The following is an 18,327-nucleotide window of genomic DNA, read 5'->3' as shown; positions in this document are numbered from 1 at the left end:
TTACACTCAAACTGTTAAGATGATAAATGTGGTAAATCTGTTGGTACTAACATAAAAACGTTTACGCCACAGGAACAGCCTGATCCACCGGTAACCCCATCGCCGACGTTCGAGTGCCAGTTAGAGTAACGCGCACAGATGACTGCACGCAGTGCCCTGTCAAAGAGGCCATCGTTCCTGTGACAGCTGGCAGCCTTCGTTTAACTTCACTTAATTTGGCTCTTGGGGGGGCTTACCGAACAGATGACGTAGTCACACCTATTCAATTTTTCACCACTTATTGGAGTAAACACCCATAACCATTTTGTGCGGCATGTTAATCCATTAAAACACCTTATTTATTGTCAAATCTTCTTTAATGATGGTCAATAATAGTTTTATGTTCTATTTATTATCATTAAAACTTGTTTTTTTACTAGTCGAGCACAAAACGCATTAAGACTATTCCTAACACCTCAGGGCAAAGTTCCTGGCTAATATAAAATGCAAGTAAGAATTGAACGTTATATTGCCAATAACCTTATGAAACTGAATGTCTTTTTCTTCTTATCAAAAAAGCAATATTTTCATTTTTAGTAAATATTGACTTAACCATGGAATTCCTTTTCTGTTCACATATTGACACTCATCAGGAAAAAAACATAAATTTAAGCCCAATCGAAAATAATTAAAACTTAATCTCGTTTAACCTATATTGATATGTGCTACGTATCTTATTTACTTCCGATTTACTAACAACACTGAATGTACTTGTAAAAATTACAGGTTTGGAAAGTAGTGACATGGCAAAATGATTACAGCAGGGACTATGAGGTTAAAAACCATATGGAATATCAAAACCGTTCTGATAAATACATCTGGTCTCCCCATGACGCCTACTTCTATAAAGGACTCTCTGAACTGATTGTGGATATCGACAGATTAATTTATCTATCGCTGGAGAAAATTAGAAAAGATTTCGTGTTTATCAATCTCAATACGGATTCTTTAACTGAGTTTATAAACCGTGATAACGAATGGTTATCCGCGGTAAAGGGGAAACAAGTCGTATTGATTGCGGCCAGAAAGTCAGAAGCCTTAGCAAATTATTGGTATTACAACAGCAATATTAGGGGCGTGGTATACGCTGGGCTGAGTCGTGATATTAGAAACGAATTGGCCTATGTGATTAATGGCAGGTTTCTCAAAAAAGATATTAAGAAAGATAAAATCACGGACCGGGAAATGGAAATTATCCGCATGACGGCCCAGGGAATGCTGCCTAAATCGATTGCCAGAATTGAAAATTGTAGTGTGAAGACAGTGTATACCCATCGGCGTAATGCTGAGGCCAAGCTGTACTCAAAAATATATAAGTTGGTTCCGTAAACTCCAGGCAAGTTAGTTTTAAAAAATGACTCACAGGGACATCATGTCCTCAATTTAACTCGGGAAGAAAAGCAATGAAAAAAAAGGTTCTGGCAATAGCTCTGGTAACGGTGTTTACCGGCATGGGTGTGGCGCAGGCTGCTGACGTAACAGCTCAGGCTGTAGCGACATGGTCGGCAACAGCCAAAAAAGACACCACCAGTAAACTGGTGGTGACGCCACTCGGTAGCCTGGCGTTCCAGTATGCCGAAGGCATTAAAGGCTTTAACTCACAGAAAGGTCTATTTGACGTGGCTATTGAGGGTGACTCAACGGCTACCGCCTTTAAACTGACCTCACGTCTTATCACCAACACCTTAACCCAGTTGGATACCTCAGGTTCCACACTGAATGTGGGCGTGGATTATAACGGCGCGGCAGTCGAAAAAACTGGCGATACCGTGATGATCGATACCGCCAACGGCGTACTGGGCGGCAACCTTAGCCCGCTGGCTACCGGTTACAATGCCAGCAATCGTACCACCGCACAGGATGGTTTCACCTTCTCCATCATCAGCGGTACCACCAATGGTACCACCGCAGTAACCGATTACAGCACTCTACCGGAAGGCATCTGGAGCGGCGACGTTAGCGTACAGTTCGACGCGACCTGGACCAGTTAATCTCTCTGATGTACCAGCAGGGGTAGCCCCCCTGCTTTATTCCTGGACGGAATTGTTATGAAAAAGCACCTTCTGCCTCTCGCTCTGCTGTTTGCCGGAATATCTCCGGCCCATGCGCTGGATGTCGGCGATATATCATCGTTTATGAACAGTGACAGCAGCACGCTGAGCAAAACAATCAAAAACAGTACCGACAGTGGTCGCCTCATCAATATCCGTCTCGAACGGCTCTCTTCACCGCTTGACGACGGGCAGGTTATCGCAATGGACAAGCCGGATGAGTTGCTACTCACTCCCGCCAGCTTGCTGCTACCCGCCCAAGCCAGCGAAGTGATCCGCTTCTTCTATAAGGGACCAGTAGATAAAAAAGAGCGCTACTACCGCATTGTCTGGTTTGATCAGGCCCTCAGTGATGCGCAGCGCGATAATGCCAACCGCAGCGCTGTGGCCACTGCTTCCGCCCGCATCGGCACCATTCTGGTCGTCGCCCCCCGCCAGGCGAACTACCGCTTTCAGTACGCCAACGGCTCCCTGACAAATACAGGAAATGCGACGCTGCGGATCCTCGCCTACGGCCCCTGCCTGAAAGCCGCCAATGGTAAGGAGTGTAAAGAGAACTACTACCTGATGCCGGGCAAGTCGCGTCGTTTTACCCGCGTGGACACGGCGGATAACAAAGGACGGGTTGCACTTTGGCAGGGTGATAAGTTCATTCCCGTGAAATAGATAGCTGTGCAGATGGATAACGACAATGCCTTTACGACGGTTCTCCCCAGGACTGAAAGCCCAGTTTGCCTTCGGCATGGTCTTTTTGTTCGTTCAGCCCGATGCCAGCGCTGCTGACATAAGCGCGCAGCAAATAGGTGGGGTGATTATTCCGCAGGCCTTCAGTCAGGCGCTTCAGGACGGCATGAGCATCCCGCTCTATATTCATCTCGCCGGTAGCCAGGGTCGCCAGGACGATCAGCGAATCGGCAGCGCTTTTATCTGGTTGGATGATGGACAGTTACGCATCCGGAAAATACAGCTGGAAGAGAGTGAAGATAACGCCAGTGTCAGCGAACAAACTCGACAGCAACTGATGACTCTGGCCAACGCCCCGTTCAATGAGGCCCTTACCATCCCCCTGACTGACAACGCGCAGTTGGATCTCAGCTTGCGCCAACTGCTGCTGCAGCTGGTGGTCAAGCGCGAAGCACTGGGCACCGTACTACGCTCACGTAGCGAAGACATCGGGCAATCCAGTGTTAACACCCTCAGCAGTAACCTGAGCTATAACTTCGGCATCTATAACAACCAGTTGCGTAACGGCGGGAACAATACATCCAGCTATCTGTCGCTAAATAACGTGACAGCACTGCGCGAACATCATGTGGTGCTCGACGGCTCGCTGTATGGGATCGGTAGCGGTCAACAGGACAGTGAATTATATAAAGCGATGTATGAACGCGATTTTGCTGGTCACCGATTTGCCGGTGGAATGCTCGACACCTGGAACTTGCAGTCCTTAGGGCCGATGACCGCCATTTCAGCAGGGAAGATTTACGGCCTTTCCTGGGGAAACCAGGCCAGCTCCACCATCTTCGACAGCAGCCAGTCGGCCACGCCAGTGATCGCCTTTTTACCGGCGGCGGGCGAAGTACATCTCACCCGTGATGGGCGGCTACTAAGCGTTCAGAACTTCACCATGGGCAATCATGAAGTGGATACCCGAGGTCTACCGTACGGTATTTACGATGTGGAAGTTGAGGTGATCGTTAACGGTCGCGTGATCAGCAAACGCACCCAGCGGGTCAATAAGCTGTTTAGCCGGGGGCGCGGTGTCGGTGCGCCGCTGGCGTGGCAGATATGGGGCGGCAGCTTTCATATGGATCGCTGGTCGGAAAACGGGAAAAAGACGCGACCAGCTAAAGAGAGTTGGCTAGCAGGAGCCTCGACCTCCGGCTCACTGAGTACGCTTAGCTGGGCGGCAACGGGATATGGGTACGATAATCAGGCAGTAGGTGAAACCCGTCTGACGCTGCCGCTTGGGGGAGCAATCAACGTTAACCTGCAAAACATGCTGGCCAGTGACAGCTCATGGAGCAATATCGGCAGCATCAGCGCCACACTACCGGGAGGCTTCAGTTCGCTGTAGGTTAACCAGGAGAAAACCCGCATTGGCAATCAATTGCGGCGTAGCGATGCCGACAACCGTGCAATCGGCGGCACACTCAACCTGAACTCACTGTGGTCGAAGCTGGGCACATTCAGCATCAGCTACAATGATGACCGCCGCTACAACAGCCATTATTACACGGCAGATTACTATCAAAGTGTTTACAGCGGTACCTTTGGTTCGCTTGGCCTGCGAGCCGGTATTCAGCGCTATAACAACGGCGACAGCAGCGCCAATACAGGGAAATATATCGCTCTCGATCTCTCGCTACCTCTGGGCAACTGGTTTAGCGCAGGGATGACTCATCAAAACGGCTACACCATGGCAAACCTGTCAGCACGCAAGCAGTTTGATGAAGGAACCATTCGCACTGTTGGTGCCAATCTGTCACGAGCCATCTCCGGCGATACCGGTGATGACAAAACCCTCAGCGGTGGGGCGTATGCACAGTTCGACGCTCGTTACGCCAGCGGAACGCTGAACGTCAATAGCGCGGCGGACGGCTACGTCAATACCAACTTGACCGCCAATGGCAGCGTCGGCTGGCAGGGTAAAAACATCGCTGCCAGCGGGCGGACTGATGGCAACGCTGGGGTGATATTCAACACCGGGCTGGAGGACGACGGTCAGATCAGCGCCAAAATCAACGGGCGGATTTTCCCGCTTAACGGCAAGCGCAACTACCTCCCGCTCTCTCCGTATGGGAGATATGAGGTGGAGTTGCAGAACAGCAAAAACTCACTCGACAGCTACGATATCGTCAGCGGCCGCAAAAGCCATCTGACCCTCTATCCAGGCAATGTCGCCGTCATTGAGCCAGAGGTGAAGCAGATGGTTACCGTCTCCGGTCGTATCCGTGCAGAAGACGGCACACTGCTGGCTAACGCACGGATTAACAACCATATCGGCCGAACCCGAACCGATGAAAACGGCGAGTTTGTCATGGACGTGGATAAGAAATACCCCACTATCGATTTTCGCTACAGTGGCAATAAAACCTGCGAAGTGGCACTGGAACTCGACCAGGCGCGCGGTGCCGTCTGGGTCGGTGATGTGGTCTGCAGCGGCCTCTCATCGTGGGCGGCGGTGACGCAGACAGGAGAAGAGAATGAGAGTTAACCTACTGATAGCGATGATAATCTTTGCGCTATTCTGGCCAGCAACCGCGCTCAGAGCTGCAGTGAGCAAAACAATCTGGACGGATGCACCGGCACGCGAGTTTGTGTTTGTCGAAAACAACTCAGACGACAACTTTTTCGTCACGCCTGGCGGGGCGCTGGATCCGCGCCTGACCGGTGCCAACCGCTGGACCGGTTTAAAATACACTGGCTCAGGAACCATCTATCAACAAAGCCTCGGCTACATTGATAACGGTTACAACACCGGCCTTTATACCAACTGGAAGTTTGATATGTGGCTGGAAAATTCGCCGGTTTCATCTCCTTTAACTGGCTTGCGCTGCATCAACTGGTACGCAGGGTGTAATATGACCACCAGTCTTATCCTGCCGCAAACCACCGACGCCAGTGGATTTTATGGCGCGACGGTGACCAGCGGCGGCTCGAAGTGGATGCACGGCATGTTGTCAGACGCGTTTTACCAGTATCTGCAACAAATGCCCGTTGGCAGCAGCTTTACGATGACCATCAATGCCTGCCAAACCTCAGTGAACTATGACGCCAGCAGCGGCGCGCGCTGTAAGGATCAGGCCTCCGGCAACTGGTATGTTCGCAACGTCACCCATACGAAAGCAGCAAATTTGCGGTTGATAAATACCCACTCGCTGGCGGAGGTATTTATCAACAGCGACGGAGTACCGACTCTGGGCGAAGGGAACGCCGACTGCCGGACGCAAACCATCGGCAGCCGTTCAGGATTAAGTTGTAAGATGGTTAACTATACCCTGCAAACAAACGGGCTCAGCAACACCTCAATCCATATATTCCCGGCGATCGCCAACTCGTCGTTAGCCTCGGCCGTCGGGGCGTACGATATGCAGTTCAGTCTGAATGGTAGTTCATGGAAACCGGTGAGCAATACCGCTTATTACTACACCTTCAACGAGATGAAGAGCGCAGACTCGATCTATGTTTTCTTCTCGAGCAACTTCTTTAAGCAGATGGTGAACCTGGGGATCAGCGATATCAACACCAAAGATCTATTCAACTTTCGCTTTCAGAACACCACATCACCGGAGTCTGGCTGGTATGAATTTTCTACCTCCAACACGCTGATTATCAAACCCCGTGATTTCAGCATCAGTATTATCTCCGATGAATATACTCAGACACCGTCGCGGGAGGGATATGTTGGCAGCGGCGAGTCGGCACTCGATTTCGGCTATATCGTAACCACCAGCGGTAAAACAGCTGCCGACGAAGTGCTGATCAAGGTGACCGGACCCGCGCAGGTGATTGGCGGACGCTCCTATTGTGTCTTCAGCTCCGATGACGGTAAGGCGAAAGTACCGTTCCCGGCGACGCTTTCCTTTATTACCCGCAACGGAGCTACAAAAACCTACGATGCCGGGTGCGATGATAGCTGGCGGGATATGACCGATGCGCTGTGGCTAACCACACCGTGGACTGATATCTCTGGCGAAGTGGGGCAGATGGATAAGACCACTGTCAAATTTTCGATTCCAATGGATAACGCCATTTCGCTGCGTACGATAGATGATAACGGCTGGTTTGGCGAAGTTAGCGCTTCAGGAGAGATTCATGTTCAGGCGACATGGCGTAACATTAACTAAGGCCCTGCTGACAGTGGTCTGTATGCTGGCGACACCTTTGACACAGGCGATTTCGGTCGGCAATCTGACTTTTTCACTGCCGTCCGAGACTGACTTTGTCAGCAAACGTGTAGTGAATAACAACAAAAGCGCGCGGATATACCGTATTGCCATCAGTGCCATCGATAGCCCAGGCAGCAGTGAATTGCGCACTCGACCGGTGGATGGTGAACTGCTTTTCGCTCCCCGCCAGCTGGCGTTGCAGGCTGGTGAGAGTGAGTATTTTAAATTTTACTATCATGGCCCCCAGGATAACCGCGAGCGCTACTACCGGGTCTCATTTCGCGAGGTCCCCACTCGCAACCAGACAAGACGCAGCCCAACCGGCGGCGAGGTCAGCACTGAGCCGGTGGTGGTGATGGATACCATTCTGGTAGTACGACCTCGTCAGGTTCAGTTTAAATGGTCCTTCGACCAGGTGACAGGAACGGTAAGTAACACCGGCAACACGTGGTTTAAGCTACTGATTAAACCAGGATGTGATTCGACCGAAGAGGAAGGCGACGCCTGGTATCTACGTCCGGGAGACGTAGTTCATCAGCCTGAGTTACGTCAGCCGGGGAATCATTATCTGGTCTATAACGACAAATTCATTAAGATTAGCGATTCCTGTCCTGCTAAGCCCCCTTCGGCGGACTAAGACTTATCCATCGGACGAGGGAAGAATTCCACCTCAGAGACTCAAATAATCGTTTAAATGATGTGGAAGCGATCGTCAATGTCACCTGTAATGATGGGCTTTCTCATATGTACACCATAGTGTTCAGGAGACACGGAAAAGTGCCAGGCAGCCTGCTAACGAGTGGTTTCTTCACGAATTAGTACGTAAAATCGGTAACGGCTGGAAATCATTCAATACTCACACTATCGAAAGTTCCCCAGCCAACCGCGGTACGTTCTTACATACGATGTACCGCTGTTCTCTTTACGATTTATAGCTGTACTGGTGAATTATGAGCAATCTGAATCCATGCATGACGTGTGGTGCCTGTTGTGCATTTTTCCGCGTCTCTTTTTACTGGGCCGAAGCCGACGATGCTGGCGGTACCATTCCCGCCAGGCTCACTGAACAAATATCCCCTTTTCACCGATGCATGAGCGGTACCAATCAGAAAAACCCCAGATGTATTGCCCTTGCAGGAACACCGGGCAAAAATGCCTGCTGCACGATATATAAAAATCGATCGTCCACGTGCAGAGAATTCGCCATGTCTGGTGAGAACGGAGAAGTCAATGAGGCTTGCAATCGTGCAAGAGCTAAATACGGGCTGACACCGTTATAAAGATGCAATAATTAATTGCACTGCCCCGCCAGCTATAATCGCGGGGCTTCGTTTTTCAGGGATAACAAAACCCGAAACTTCTTCCATCTGCCAGCAACAATGCCTCTTCCTCTATAGGGTTCTCCGGATCTACAGCATCCTGAAGTAGCGCGATGTACTCACTGGCTATCTGCATCAGAAAGTTAAAAACAATGTTTTTAACCTATAAAAATGGCGCTGTATTTGCGCCATTTTTATCATTCAATGCATTATCTGTTTGAGCCTAAAGGGATCTCAGGGTCTGGCTCATGAGTAATTCTGTTTCGTAAATCTCTGCGAATAATTTCAATGGACCAGAACCAGACTAAATGTCCAAAAATTTCAGAAACATTCTCATACCACGGGAGATCAAACAGAGGTGGCGTCAGTCCCATGAGAGGGAATGAAATCATATGAACAAAAAGTTGGGCTAAAGCACCTGCCAGTAAGCCCTGCCAGAGTTTAATTTTTGGAAATACTTCAGCGACCACACAATAACCGACAGCAAACACTATCGAAAAGATAATGTGCGTAACACCAACCCAGTTAAAGACATGCCCGGCAAAGGTATAAACAGCCGAATTTGGATCTGTCAGTCCCAGCCAGTCTCGAAGAAAAATATACGGAGGATTGAGAAAATTACGGGAGCAATCAATTTGCCCAGCAGCCCTGATTAATGATTCCGGGCCACACGCTGCATTAAACATATCCACCGGGCTACGTGGCGGCAATGGAACTTCAGCCCCCCACTTCACAAATGCGGAAACAACGCCAGCAATTAGCCCAATGAATGCAGCAAGACCATAACGTCTGCGGTTCGGTGGAGTTTGTTCAAATATATTCATATTTACCCTGTTTGTTTCATTATGTTGTACACCTCTTCAGGAGTATTCATAAAACAAGATAAATGTAAAGAACTGTATTGTTTTGTATAATGCAATGGTGACTAATCGCCAATTAATATAAGCACCATCATTTCTCCCTATTTTTATGTTAGAAGTGACAACGACTTGCAGGGTGATGCAGAGCTGACAATCACAGGTTTCCTTATCGGTTTTTGCATCGCACAACTAAAGCAATAAACTAGCTCCCGTCATCGGCGAATATGAATTAATTAGCCGGGCTCATAGCTGCATTCGCGTTTTAAGAATAATCCTCCTGCTCTCACCGACTATGCTTAACGTTTAAAAAAGCATCAACACTCTCGCAACGCACTCTTATTTTCCCCTTTAGAATACCGGAGGCCTGGTATGAGCAACCAAGGCGAATACCCCGAAGATAATCGGGTTGGGAAGCACGAGCCGCACGATTTTAGTTTGACCCGCCGCGATCTGATTAAAGTGAGCGCCGCAACGGCGGCGACCGCCGTGGTTTATCCTCATTCTACGCTTGCGGCAAGCGTTCCGGCAGCTACACCCGCGCCAGAGATAATGCCCCTGACACTTAAGGTGAACGGCAAAACCGAGCAGCTTGAGGTGGATACCCGAACCACGCTACTGGACGCTTTGCGTGAAAATCTGCATCTGATCGGTACCAAGAAAGGTTGCGATCACGGACAGTGCGGAGCCTGTACCGTACTGGTCAATGGTCGCAGGCTTAATGCCTGCCTGACGCTGGCAGTCATGCATCAGGGGGCCGAGATCACCACCATTGAAGGCCTGGGTTCACCAGAGAATCTTCACCCCATGCAGGCGGCCTTTATCAAGCATGATGGCTTCCAGTGCGGCTACTGCACCTCCGGGCAAATTTGCTCATCAGTAGCGGTGCTAAAAGAGATTCAGGACGGCATTCCCAGTCACGTCACGGTCGATTTGGTTTCCCCTCCAGAAAGAACTGCCGATGAGATCCGTGAACGTATGAGCGGCAACATCTGTCGCTGTGGTGCATACGCTAACATCCTTGCCGCCATTGAAGACGCTGCGGGGGAGATAAAATCATGAAGGCGTTTACCTATGAACGTGTGAACACCCCTGCCGAGGCGGCACTTAGCGCTCAGCGCGTACCCGGCGCAAAATTTATCGCTGGCGGGACCAATCTGCTGGACCTGATGAAGCTGGAAATTGAAACGCCAACCCACCTTATCGATGTGAACGGGCTCGGGCTCGATAAGATTGAAGTGACCGACGCGGGTGGGCTGCGCATCGGCGCACTGGTACGGAACACCGACCTGGCGGCTCACGAGCGCGTGCGTCGTGATTACGCGGTACTCTCCCGCGCTCTGCTCGCTGGCGCGTCTGGTCAGTTACGTAATCAGGCAACCACCGCAGGTAATCTGCTCCAGCGCACGCGCTGCCCCTATTTTTACGACACCAATCAGCCCTGCAATAAGCGCCTGCCCGGGAGCGGCTGCGCGGCACTTGAAGGCTTTAGCCGTCAGCACGCGGTGGTAGGCGTAAGCGAAGCCTGCATTGCCACCCATCCGAGCGATATGGCGGTCGCAATGCGGTTGCTGGATGCGGTGGTGGAAACCATCACGCCGGAGGGAAAAACTCGCAGTATCACACTGGCTGATTTTTATCACCCACCGGGGAAAACGCCGCACATTGAAACCGCCCTGCTTCCCGGTGAGCTTATCGTTGCGGTGACGTTACCTCCGCCGCTCGGCGGAAAACATATCTACCGCAAGGTGCGCGATCGCGCCTCCTACGCCTTTGCCCTGGTATCGGTCGCGGCGATTATTCAGCCTGACGGCAGCGGGCGCGTCGCGCTGGGCGGAGTAGCACATAAGCCCTGGCGCATTGAGGCTGCGGATGCTCAGCTATCCCAGGGGGCGCAGGCCGTGTATGACGCGCTGTTCGCCAGCGCCCATCCCACCGCTGAAAATACCTTTAAACTCCTGTTGGCGAAGCGAACGCTTGCCTCCGTACTGGCTGAAGCGAGGGCACAGGCATGAAATTTGATAAACCCGCAGGGGAAAACCCGATCGATCAGCTGAAGGTTGTCGGTCGTCCCCATGACCGCATCGACGGACCGCTGAAAACTACCGGCACGGCACGCTACGCCTACGAATGGCATGAAGAAGCCCCCAACGCCGCCTATGGCTATATCGTCGGTTCCGCCATTGCCAAAGGACGCCTCACCGCCCTAGATACGGACGCCGCGCAAAAAGCGCCGGGCGTACTGGCTGTCATTACCGCCAGTAACGCTGGGGCACTCGGCAAAGGCGACAAAAACACCGCCAGGCTGTTAGGCGGCCCCACTATTGAGCACTATCATCAGGCCATTGCGCTGGTAGTGGCCGAGACCTTCGAACAGGCGCGAGCGGCGGCCTCGCTGGTGCAGGCGCACTATCGCCGTAATAAAGGAGCTTACTCCCTGGCGGACGAGAAACAGGCCGTCAGTCAGCCGCCGGAAGACACGCCCGATAAAAACGTTGGTGACTTTGACGGGGCTTTCACCTCCGCTGCAGTGAAAATTGATGCTACATACACGACCCCGGACCAGAGCCATATGGCGATGGAGCCGCATGCCTCGATGGCCGTCTGGGATGGAAATAAGCTTACCCTCTGGACCTCAAATCAGATGATTGACTGGTGCCGCACCGATCTGGCAAAAACGCTGAAAGTGCCCGTGGAGAATGTGCGTATTATCTCCCCGTATATCGGCGGAGGGTTTGGCGGCAAGCTATTCCTGAGAAGCGATGCGCTGCTGGCGGCCCTCGCCGCCCGTGCGGTGAAACGTCCGGTTAAAGTGATGCTCCCCCGCCCCACTATTCCCAATAACACCACGCACCGCCCCGCCACCCTTCAGCACCTGCGTATCGGTGCCGACCAGAGCGGGAAAATCACCGCTATCTCACATGAAAGCTGGTCCGGAAACCTGCCCGGCGGCACGCCGGAAACGGCGGTACAGCAAAGCGAATTACTCTACGCAGGGGCAAACCGTCATACCGGCCTGCGGCTCGCCGCGCTTGATTTGCCGGAAGGGAACGCCATGCGTGCGCCCGGCGAAGCCCCCGGTCTGATGGCGCTCGAAATCGCGATCGACGAACTGGCGGAAAAAGCGGGCATCGATCCCGTCGAGTTTCGCATCCTGAATGACACTCAGGTTGACCCCGCCGACCCGACGCGCCGCTTCTCTCGCCGTCAGCTTATCGAGTGCTTGCGCACCGGAGCGGATAAATTTGGCTGGAAGCAGCGCAACGCTACACCCGGACAGGTGCGCGACGGGGAGTGGCTAGTCGGCCACGGTGTTGCGGCGGGCTTTCGCAATAATCTGCTGGAAAAATCGGGTGCTCGGGTTCACCTCGAACAAAATGGCACCGTTACCGTAGAAACGGACATGACCGACATTGGCACCGGCAGCTACACCATTCTGGCCCAGACGGCAGCGGAAATGCTTGGCGTACCGCTGGAGCAGGTTGCGGTTCACCTCGGCGATTCCAGTTTCCCGGTTTCTGCGGGTTCTGGTGGACAATGGGGCGCGAATACCTCCACCTCCGGCGTTTACGCCGCCTGTGTGAAACTTCGCGAAATGATTGCCTCGGCGGTCGGGTTTGATCCTGAGCAGTCGCAGTTTGCCGACGGCAAGATTACCAACGGTACCCGAAGCGCCACGCTACATGAGGCCACCGCAGGCGGCAGACTGACAGCGGAAGAGAGCATTGAGTTCGGCACTCTCAGCAAGGAGTACCAGCAATCGACCTTTGCCGGGCATTTTGTGGAGGTCGGCGTGCATAGCGCGACGGGAGAAGTTCGGGTCCGGCGTATGCTCGCCGTGTGCGCAGCGGGGCGCATTCTGAATCCGAAAACTGCACGCAGCCAGGTCATTGGCGCGATGACTATGGGCATGGGCGCGGCACTGATGGAGGAGCTGGCGGTAGATGACCGTTTGGGCTACTTCGTTAATCACGATATGGCGGGGTATGAGGTGCCGGTTCATGCGGATATCCCAAAACAGGAGGTGATTTTCCTGGATGATACCGACCCCATCTCCTCCCCGATGAAGGCCAAAGGTGTCGGTGAGCTGGGCCTGTGCGGCGTGAGCGCGGCTATCGCCAACGCGGTGTATAACGCCACCGGTATTCGGGTACGGGATTATCCCATCACTCTGGATAAGCTGCTCGATAAACTGCCGGATGTGGTTTAAGGAGGAACAATGTCATACTCGCTTTTTGACAAAGACGAGCACTGGCATAAGCCAGAGCAGGCGTTTCTCACCGATGACCACCGGACCATTCTGCGCTTCGCCGTAGAGGCGCTAATGTCCGGTAAAGGAGCGGTGCTGGTGACGCTGGTGAAGATACGCGGCGGCGCGGCGCGCCCGCTCGGAGCACAGATGGTGGTGCGCGAAGATGGTCGTTACTGCGGTTTTGTCTCTGGCGGCTGCGTGGAGGCCGCTGCCGCTTTTGAAGCGCTGGAGGTGATGGGCTCAGGCTGCGATCGCGAAATTCGCTATGGCGAAGGTTCGCCGTGGTTTGACATCGTTCTGCCCTGCGGCGGTGGGATCACGCTGACGCTCCATAAACTACGCTCGGCACAGCCTCTGCTCGCCGTGCTGAACCGCCTGGAACAGAGAAAACCGGCGGGTCTGCGCTACGATCCGCAAGCTCAATCGCTGGTGTGCCTGCCCACGCAAACCCGAACGGGCTGGAATCTCAATGGCTTTGAGGTGGGGTTCAGGCCATGCGTCAGGCTGATGATTTACGGACGTTCTCTTGAGGCGCAGGCAACCGCGAGTCTTGCAGCAGCCACAGGCTATGACAGCCATATCTTCGATATTTTTCCGGCCTCAGCCAGCGCTCAGATCGATACCGATACGGCGGTCATTTTGCTGTGCCATGATCTCAACCGGGAGCTGCCAGTGTTGCAGGCCGCGCGAGAGGCAAAACCCTTTTATCTCGGCGCATTGGGCAGCTATCGAACCCACACGTTACGTCTGCAAAAGCTCCACGAGCTAGGATGGTCCAGGGAGGAGACAGCGCAAATCCGGGCACCCATCGGGATATTCCCCAAAGCCCGGGATGCGCATACTCTGGCACTCTCCGTGCTGGCAGAAGTCGCTTCTGTACGTCTCCATCAGGAGGAGGATTCATGCCTGCCCCCGTCGTCGTGATCCTTGCGGCCGGGCGTGGAGAGCGCTTTCTCGCCTCCGGGGGAAATACCATAAATTAAGAGAAAAATCTGCAGTAGCCGTTTTAGAAAATCACCTAAATCGTTTAAAAGAGCGCCCAACCCATAGTGGGCGCTCATCGCCTTGTGTAACTTATTCAGCAACGCGCGCCCTCGCCGGACTAAAGCGCACCGGCCTTCTGGCGTGCGGTAACAAAGGTCAGTACGCCAGCGCAAAGGAGCAGCACGCTACTCATAGCAAACGTGCTCTGCCAGCCAAGGCGGTCAAACACAATGCCTCCTGCCGTTGATCCAAGGGCGATGGCGAGCTGAATCACCGCGACCATGAGCCCGCCTCCGGCTTCGGCGTTGTCAGGCAACGTACGCGCAATCCATGTCCACCATCCGGTTGGCGCGGCGGTGGCCAGCATGCCCCAGAGTCCTAACAGCAGCGAGACCGTCCAGACGTGATGCCCGATAAGCATCAGACCGATAGCAATGACGGCCATAAGTCCGGGTATGGCCATCAGCGTGGGGTAGAATTTTCTGTTGAGAAATGCCGAAACAACCAGCGTGCCAATAAAACCGGCCACGCCGATAATCAGCAAAATCAACGACAAGCCTGAGGAATTAACCCGTGTCACCGACTCCAGAAACGGGCGCACATAGGTGAATAGCGCAAACTGCCCCATGAAAAACAGGCCACAAGCTATCATGCCGACCACAACCATGCGGCGGCTAAATAAGCGGAATACCGTGCCAAATGACGTGTGGCTTTTATTCGCATCCATACTGGGCAGGCTGATGCACTGCCAGATAAAGGCGACAACCGCCATGGGCACCAGGCACAAGAAAGCGCCTCGCCATCCGACCGTAGCCCCCAGATAGCTTCCCAGCGGCGCGGCCACGACCGTCGCCAGCGCATTACCGGCATTGAAAATCGCCAGCGCACGCGTGACCTGTTGCTGCGGCACCAGACGAATCGCCGTTGCCGCAGACATCGACCAGAATCCGCCAATAGCCACACCAATCATCGCACGACCGACCATATACATCAGATAACTGGAAGCCAGCGCAATAATAAGCCCCGAGACGGCCATCAGAACCGTCATCCCCAGCAGCAGGAACTTACGATTCATCTTTCCAGCTAGCGTTGAAAGCGTCAGGCTGGTCAGAACCGCCAGCGCGCCGGAGATAGCAATCCCCTGCCCTGCCAGCCCCTCCGTCACGCCTAAATCGCGGGTAATCGGCGTGAGCAGGCTGACGGGCATAAATTCAGAAGCAATCAGCACAAACACGCACAGGGTCATGGCAAAAATACCGCCCCAGTATGCGTGCTGATGATGAGGTGATGGTGTTTGGCTTAGTGTCGACATAGTGAAATTTCACAAAGATCAGGATAAAAGCCACCGGCCATAGACCGGTGGCTTTGCATCAATTCAGGAGAGGTTTTATTTCAGTTTGGTCTGGAAAAATTGTTCGAACTTCGCGAAAGGTATTTTTCCGGCCACGTTATCGTACAGGTCCACGTGATTTGCCCCTGGTACCACCACCAGCTCTTTGTCTTTACTGCCAACCGCCTTGTAAGCATCTTCAGCAAAATAGCGTGAATGCGCTTTCTCACCGGTCACAATCAGCGTCGGAATGGTGATTTCACTGGCGTAGCTCAACAGCGGCATATTCATAAATGACAGCGGCATCGTTGCCGTCCACGCCCCGGTAGAGTTAACGGAACGTTCGTGGAAGCCGCGCGGCATGCGATAGTAGTCAAAGAACTCTTTCAGTACCGGATGAGGATTTGCCGGCAGCGTTTCTGGCAGAATACGCTCGCCCGCACTGACCTTGCCGTTGCTGTCGACATTAATATCATGACCACCGTGAGCGAACGTTCCGCTCTGCGCATCCTTCCAGCGCTGTTCATTCAGATATTGCAGAACAGCACGACGGTCGGCGGTAGAATAACGGTCTTTGCCATCCCCCACACCATGGCCCATCGCCCGGCTCATGTCATACATCACGCTGGTAGCTACCGCTTTAACGCGGGTATCCATCGCCGCGTCGTTCAGCGCCATGCCGCCCCAGCCACAAATACCGAGCAGCCCGATACGGTTGCGATCTACCTCTTTTTGCAGCCCTAAGAAATCCACCGCCGCGCTGAAATCTTCAGTGTTGATATCCGGTGAAGCGACGTTTCGCGGATAGCCGCCGCTTTCCCCGGTGTAAGAAGGATCGAACGCCAGGGTAACAAACCCTCGTTCCGCCAGCGTCTGCGCATACAGGCCGCTGGATTGCTCTTTCACCGCGCCAAATGGCCCACTGACCGCAATCGCCGCCAGCTTGCGATCGCCACGGTCTTTAGGCAGGTAAAGATCGCCCACTAAGGTGATGCCATATCGGTTCGGGAACGAGACTTTACGGTGATCGACTTTCTGGCTCTCGGCGAACGTTTTATCCCATTTATCTGTCATGGACACAGGGGCATTAGGATTGGTTGAATCAGCATAACTCATTGTCGTGACTCCACTTAATGATGCGAAAAGCAGCATGGTCGGCATCGCGATTTTTAGCGTTCGGGTGAAGGCTTTCATAAAAATCCCCATAAAAAACAACAGAGAGATACAGGTTTCCGACGGACAACACTGCGGTGCTTTACTTTGATGGGGTCATTATAGTGAGCAGAATTAGTGCTGATTAGGGGGCGATTAATGCTAAGATTAATACCATATTGTTATAAATTAATGCGGAGATTGCCGGCATGAAGGGGGGATGTTTCAATGGCGAAAAGGGAGAACTACAACGAGCTGTACCTGTTTATGCAGGTGGTGCGGGAAGGCAGCTTTACCGCAGCGGCTCAGCGGCTGGGTCTTGCTCAGTCAGGAGTCAGCCGTTCTGTTCGCGAGCTTGAAGAAAGGCTCGGCGTCCAGCTGCTGGTGCGCACCACGCGTAAACTGTCGCTGACGCAAGCAGGCGAGCAGCTCTACCAGAAGACGGCATCTGGATTTGAAATGTTAGATCTTGGGCTTGCCACACTGGCGCACTATCGAGAGACGCCCTCCGGCACGGTGCGTATCAATGCCAGCCAGCACGCGATTGATAAATGCCTGCTGCCAAAGCTGGCGGTATTTAAACAGCGATATCCTGATATCCGGCTTGAACTGATAAATGAGAGCCGGTTCGTCGATATCATCGAGGAAAGATTCGATGCTGGTGTCCGCCTGGGGCCTGAAGTCGGCCAGGGTATGGTCGCGGTACGCATCACGCCCGATATGGAGATGGCAATTGTGGGGACTCCGGAACATTTTCGTCGCTATGGTTTTCCGCAAACCCCGGCGGATTTAAAGGCGCATCCCTGTATCGCCTATCAGTTTGCCGACGGCAGCGTATACCAGTGGGAACTCAATCAGGATGATAAAAAAATCACTCATCGCCCTGAAGGGCAATGGGCCCTATCCGACAGCTATATGGAAGCAGAAGCCGCACGGCTGGGCCTCGGATTGGCCTATGTTCCTGTTGAACTGGTTGCGGATGATTTAGAACACGGTAAGCTTATCAGAGTGTTGCAGCGTTACAGCCTGCGAATGGAGGGATTGTTTCTCTATTACCCTCATCGCAACGTCTCCCCCGCTCTGCGGATGGTCATTGATACATTGAAAATCTGAACGTTAACAACGACCGACTCTTCACTGTGCAATATTGTGTCAGGTAGTCACTCTGCGTTCAATTCCAGGGGCCGCTTTGAGCGAGAAAGAGCGGACTTATCTGTACAAGGGGACTATCCAGCAATGGAGATCACCCATAAGAAAAAAGTACCTGGCTCCCTCGACAACCTTCATCCGGGAATTTAGCCTCAATCAACATTTTTATATCTGTCAGGTTACTTCATTATGAAAACCGATCAATATCGTTGTTTTTGTTGCAATAGTAGAATACGCCTATTTATTCCTCCATTTCTATTAATAACGGCCATAAACCGTTCACTTCACTGATATTTAAAATA

General features: G+C 52.7%; 14 protein-coding genes and 2 pseudogenes. 13 read left to right on the top strand and 3 right to left on the bottom strand.

The features are described 5' to 3' along the window. Window positions 1-825 precede the first annotated feature (825 nt). The 7 genes and pseudogenes from ecpR (at window position 826) to BGE37_RS20980 (ending at window position 8,262) form a co-directional block, all read left to right on the top strand. The gene (gene ecpR, locus BGE37_RS21010; RefSeq protein ID WP_024166199.1) at window positions 826-1,368 is read left to right on the top strand and encodes an ECP biosynthesis operon DNA-binding transcriptional regulator EcpR; all 543 of its coding nucleotides are present in this window, start codon (window positions 826-828) and stop codon (window positions 1,366-1,368) included. Between the two features lie 74 nt (window positions 1,369-1,442). Then, on the top strand, window positions 1,443-2,030 hold the full coding sequence (gene ecpA, locus BGE37_RS21005) for a common pilus major fimbrillin subunit EcpA (protein WP_105288404.1): 588 nt from the start codon (window positions 1,443-1,445) through the stop codon (window positions 2,028-2,030). Window positions 2,031-2,087: 57 nt separating this feature from the next. Next, complete coding sequence (ecpB, locus tag BGE37_RS21000; RefSeq protein ID WP_105277149.1) at window positions 2,088-2,756, top strand: fimbrial chaperone EcpB; 669 nt, start codon at window positions 2,088-2,090, stop codon at window positions 2,754-2,756. A gap of 25 nt (window positions 2,757-2,781) precedes the next feature. Next, window positions 2,782-5,307 (top strand): annotated as a pseudogene (ecpC, locus tag BGE37_RS20995) (fimbrial usher EcpC). Further along, on the top strand, window positions 5,297-6,940 hold the full coding sequence (gene ecpD / locus BGE37_RS20990) for a fimbrial adhesin EcpD (RefSeq protein ID WP_105277147.1): 1,644 nt from the start codon (window positions 5,297-5,299) through the stop codon (window positions 6,938-6,940). The pseudogene ecpC and the gene ecpD overlap by 11 nt, the downstream one beginning before the upstream one ends. Further along, window positions 6,909-7,619, top strand: a complete 711-nt coding sequence (gene ecpE / locus BGE37_RS20985; RefSeq protein WP_105288403.1) for a fimbrial chaperone EcpE — start codon at window positions 6,909-6,911, stop codon at window positions 7,617-7,619. Before ecpD ends, ecpE begins: the two co-directional genes overlap by 32 nt. Window positions 7,620-7,932: 313 nt before the next feature. Beyond that, entirely contained in the window at window positions 7,933-8,262 is a 330-nt protein-coding gene (locus BGE37_RS20980) for a YkgJ family cysteine cluster protein (protein WP_001307600.1), read from the top strand. 248 nt (window positions 8,263-8,510) lie between these two features. On the opposite strand, the gene BGE37_RS20970 is transcribed toward BGE37_RS20980, so the two are convergent. Then, on the bottom strand, window positions 8,511-9,125 hold the full coding sequence (locus tag BGE37_RS20970; protein WP_001019923.1) for a YagU family protein: 615 nt from the start codon (window positions 9,123-9,125) through the stop codon (window positions 8,511-8,513). Window positions 9,126-9,530: 405 nt separating this feature from the next. On the opposite strand from BGE37_RS20970, the gene paoA reads away from it, so the two are divergent. From paoA to paoD, 4 genes are read left to right on the top strand one after another with little or no spacing between them, the layout of a single operon-like run. Beyond that, window positions 9,531-10,220 (top strand): aldehyde dehydrogenase iron-sulfur subunit PaoA, encoded by a 690-nt coding sequence (gene paoA / locus BGE37_RS20960; protein WP_000070682.1) that lies wholly within the window; start codon window positions 9,531-9,533, stop codon window positions 10,218-10,220. Beyond that, window positions 10,217-11,173, top strand: coding sequence for an aldehyde oxidoreductase FAD-binding subunit PaoB (paoB, locus tag BGE37_RS20955; RefSeq protein WP_000643332.1), 957 nt, complete (start codon window positions 10,217-10,219; stop codon window positions 11,171-11,173). Before paoA ends, paoB begins: the two co-directional genes overlap by 4 nt. Further along, on the top strand, window positions 11,170-13,368 hold the full coding sequence (gene paoC, locus BGE37_RS20950) for an aldehyde oxidoreductase molybdenum-binding subunit PaoC (protein ID WP_000667032.1): 2,199 nt from the start codon (window positions 11,170-11,172) through the stop codon (window positions 13,366-13,368). Before paoB ends, paoC begins: the two co-directional genes overlap by 4 nt. A gap of 9 nt (window positions 13,369-13,377) precedes the next feature. Further along, the gene (paoD, locus tag BGE37_RS20945; RefSeq protein ID WP_105288402.1) at window positions 13,378-14,334 is read left to right on the top strand and encodes a molybdenum cofactor insertion chaperone PaoD; all 957 of its coding nucleotides are present in this window, start codon (window positions 13,378-13,380) and stop codon (window positions 14,332-14,334) included. Window positions 14,335-14,512: 178 nt separating this feature from the next. Here paoD and BGE37_RS20940 read toward each other — a convergent pair whose 3' ends face one another. Together BGE37_RS20940 and BGE37_RS20935 are read right to left on the bottom strand one after the other, a co-directional pair. Beyond that, a complete protein-coding gene (locus BGE37_RS20940) occupies window positions 14,513-15,640 on the bottom strand; it encodes an MFS transporter (protein ID WP_123057344.1) in 1,128 nt (375 codons plus the stop codon). A gap of 141 nt (window positions 15,641-15,781) precedes the next feature. Further along, a complete protein-coding gene (locus BGE37_RS20935; protein WP_122987197.1) occupies window positions 15,782-16,840 on the bottom strand; it encodes an alpha/beta hydrolase in 1,059 nt (352 codons plus the stop codon). A gap of 264 nt (window positions 16,841-17,104) precedes the next feature. On the opposite strand from BGE37_RS20935, the gene BGE37_RS20930 reads away from it, so the two are divergent. Together BGE37_RS20930 and ykgR are read left to right on the top strand one after the other, a co-directional pair. Continuing rightward, a complete protein-coding gene (locus BGE37_RS20930) occupies window positions 17,105-17,989 on the top strand; it encodes a LysR family transcriptional regulator (protein WP_001119037.1) in 885 nt (294 codons plus the stop codon). A gap of 229 nt (window positions 17,990-18,218) precedes the next feature. After that, window positions 18,219-18,287 (top strand): annotated as a pseudogene (gene ykgR / locus BGE37_RS20925) (small membrane protein YkgR); the annotation flags it as partial. Window positions 18,288-18,327: the final 40 nt, after the last annotated feature.

Source organism: Escherichia sp. MOD1-EC6300, from assembly GCF_002965045.1.
Taxonomy (GTDB): Bacteria; Pseudomonadota; Gammaproteobacteria; order Enterobacterales; family Enterobacteriaceae; genus Escherichia; species Escherichia coli_F.
The sequence above is the reverse complement of the archived record's forward strand: the minus strand, read 5'-3'. Positions and strand labels throughout refer to the sequence as shown.

Coding starts and splice junctions, on each gene's coding strand:
- ecpR (WP_024166199.1), top strand. CDS start 826: ATGGAATATCAAAACCGTTCTGATAAATACATCTGGTCTCCCCATGAC.
- ecpA (WP_105288404.1), top strand. CDS start 1,443: ATGAAAAAAAAGGTTCTGGCAATAGCTCTGGTAACGGTGTTTACCGGC.
- ecpB (WP_105277149.1), top strand. CDS start 2,088: ATGAAAAAGCACCTTCTGCCTCTCGCTCTGCTGTTTGCCGGAATATCT.
- ecpD (WP_105277147.1), top strand. CDS start 5,297: ATGAGAGTTAACCTACTGATAGCGATGATAATCTTTGCGCTATTCTGG.
- ecpE (WP_105288403.1), top strand. CDS start 6,909: ATGTTCAGGCGACATGGCGTAACATTAACTAAGGCCCTGCTGACAGTG.
- BGE37_RS20980 (WP_001307600.1), top strand. CDS start 7,933: ATGAGCAATCTGAATCCATGCATGACGTGTGGTGCCTGTTGTGCATTT.
- BGE37_RS20970 (WP_001019923.1), bottom strand. CDS start 9,125: ATGAATATATTTGAACAAACTCCACCGAACCGCAGACGTTATGGTCTT.
- paoA (WP_000070682.1), top strand. CDS start 9,531: ATGAGCAACCAAGGCGAATACCCCGAAGATAATCGGGTTGGGAAGCAC.
- paoB (WP_000643332.1), top strand. CDS start 10,217: ATGAAGGCGTTTACCTATGAACGTGTGAACACCCCTGCCGAGGCGGCA.
- paoC (WP_000667032.1), top strand. CDS start 11,170: ATGAAATTTGATAAACCCGCAGGGGAAAACCCGATCGATCAGCTGAAG.
- paoD (WP_105288402.1), top strand. CDS start 13,378: ATGTCATACTCGCTTTTTGACAAAGACGAGCACTGGCATAAGCCAGAG.
- BGE37_RS20940 (WP_123057344.1), bottom strand. CDS start 15,640: ATGACCCTGTGCGTGTTTGTGCTGATTGCTTCTGAATTTATGCCCGTC.
- BGE37_RS20935 (WP_122987197.1), bottom strand. CDS start 16,840: ATGAGTTATGCTGATTCAACCAATCCTAATGCCCCTGTGTCCATGACA.
- BGE37_RS20930 (WP_001119037.1), top strand. CDS start 17,105: ATGGCGAAAAGGGAGAACTACAACGAGCTGTACCTGTTTATGCAGGTG.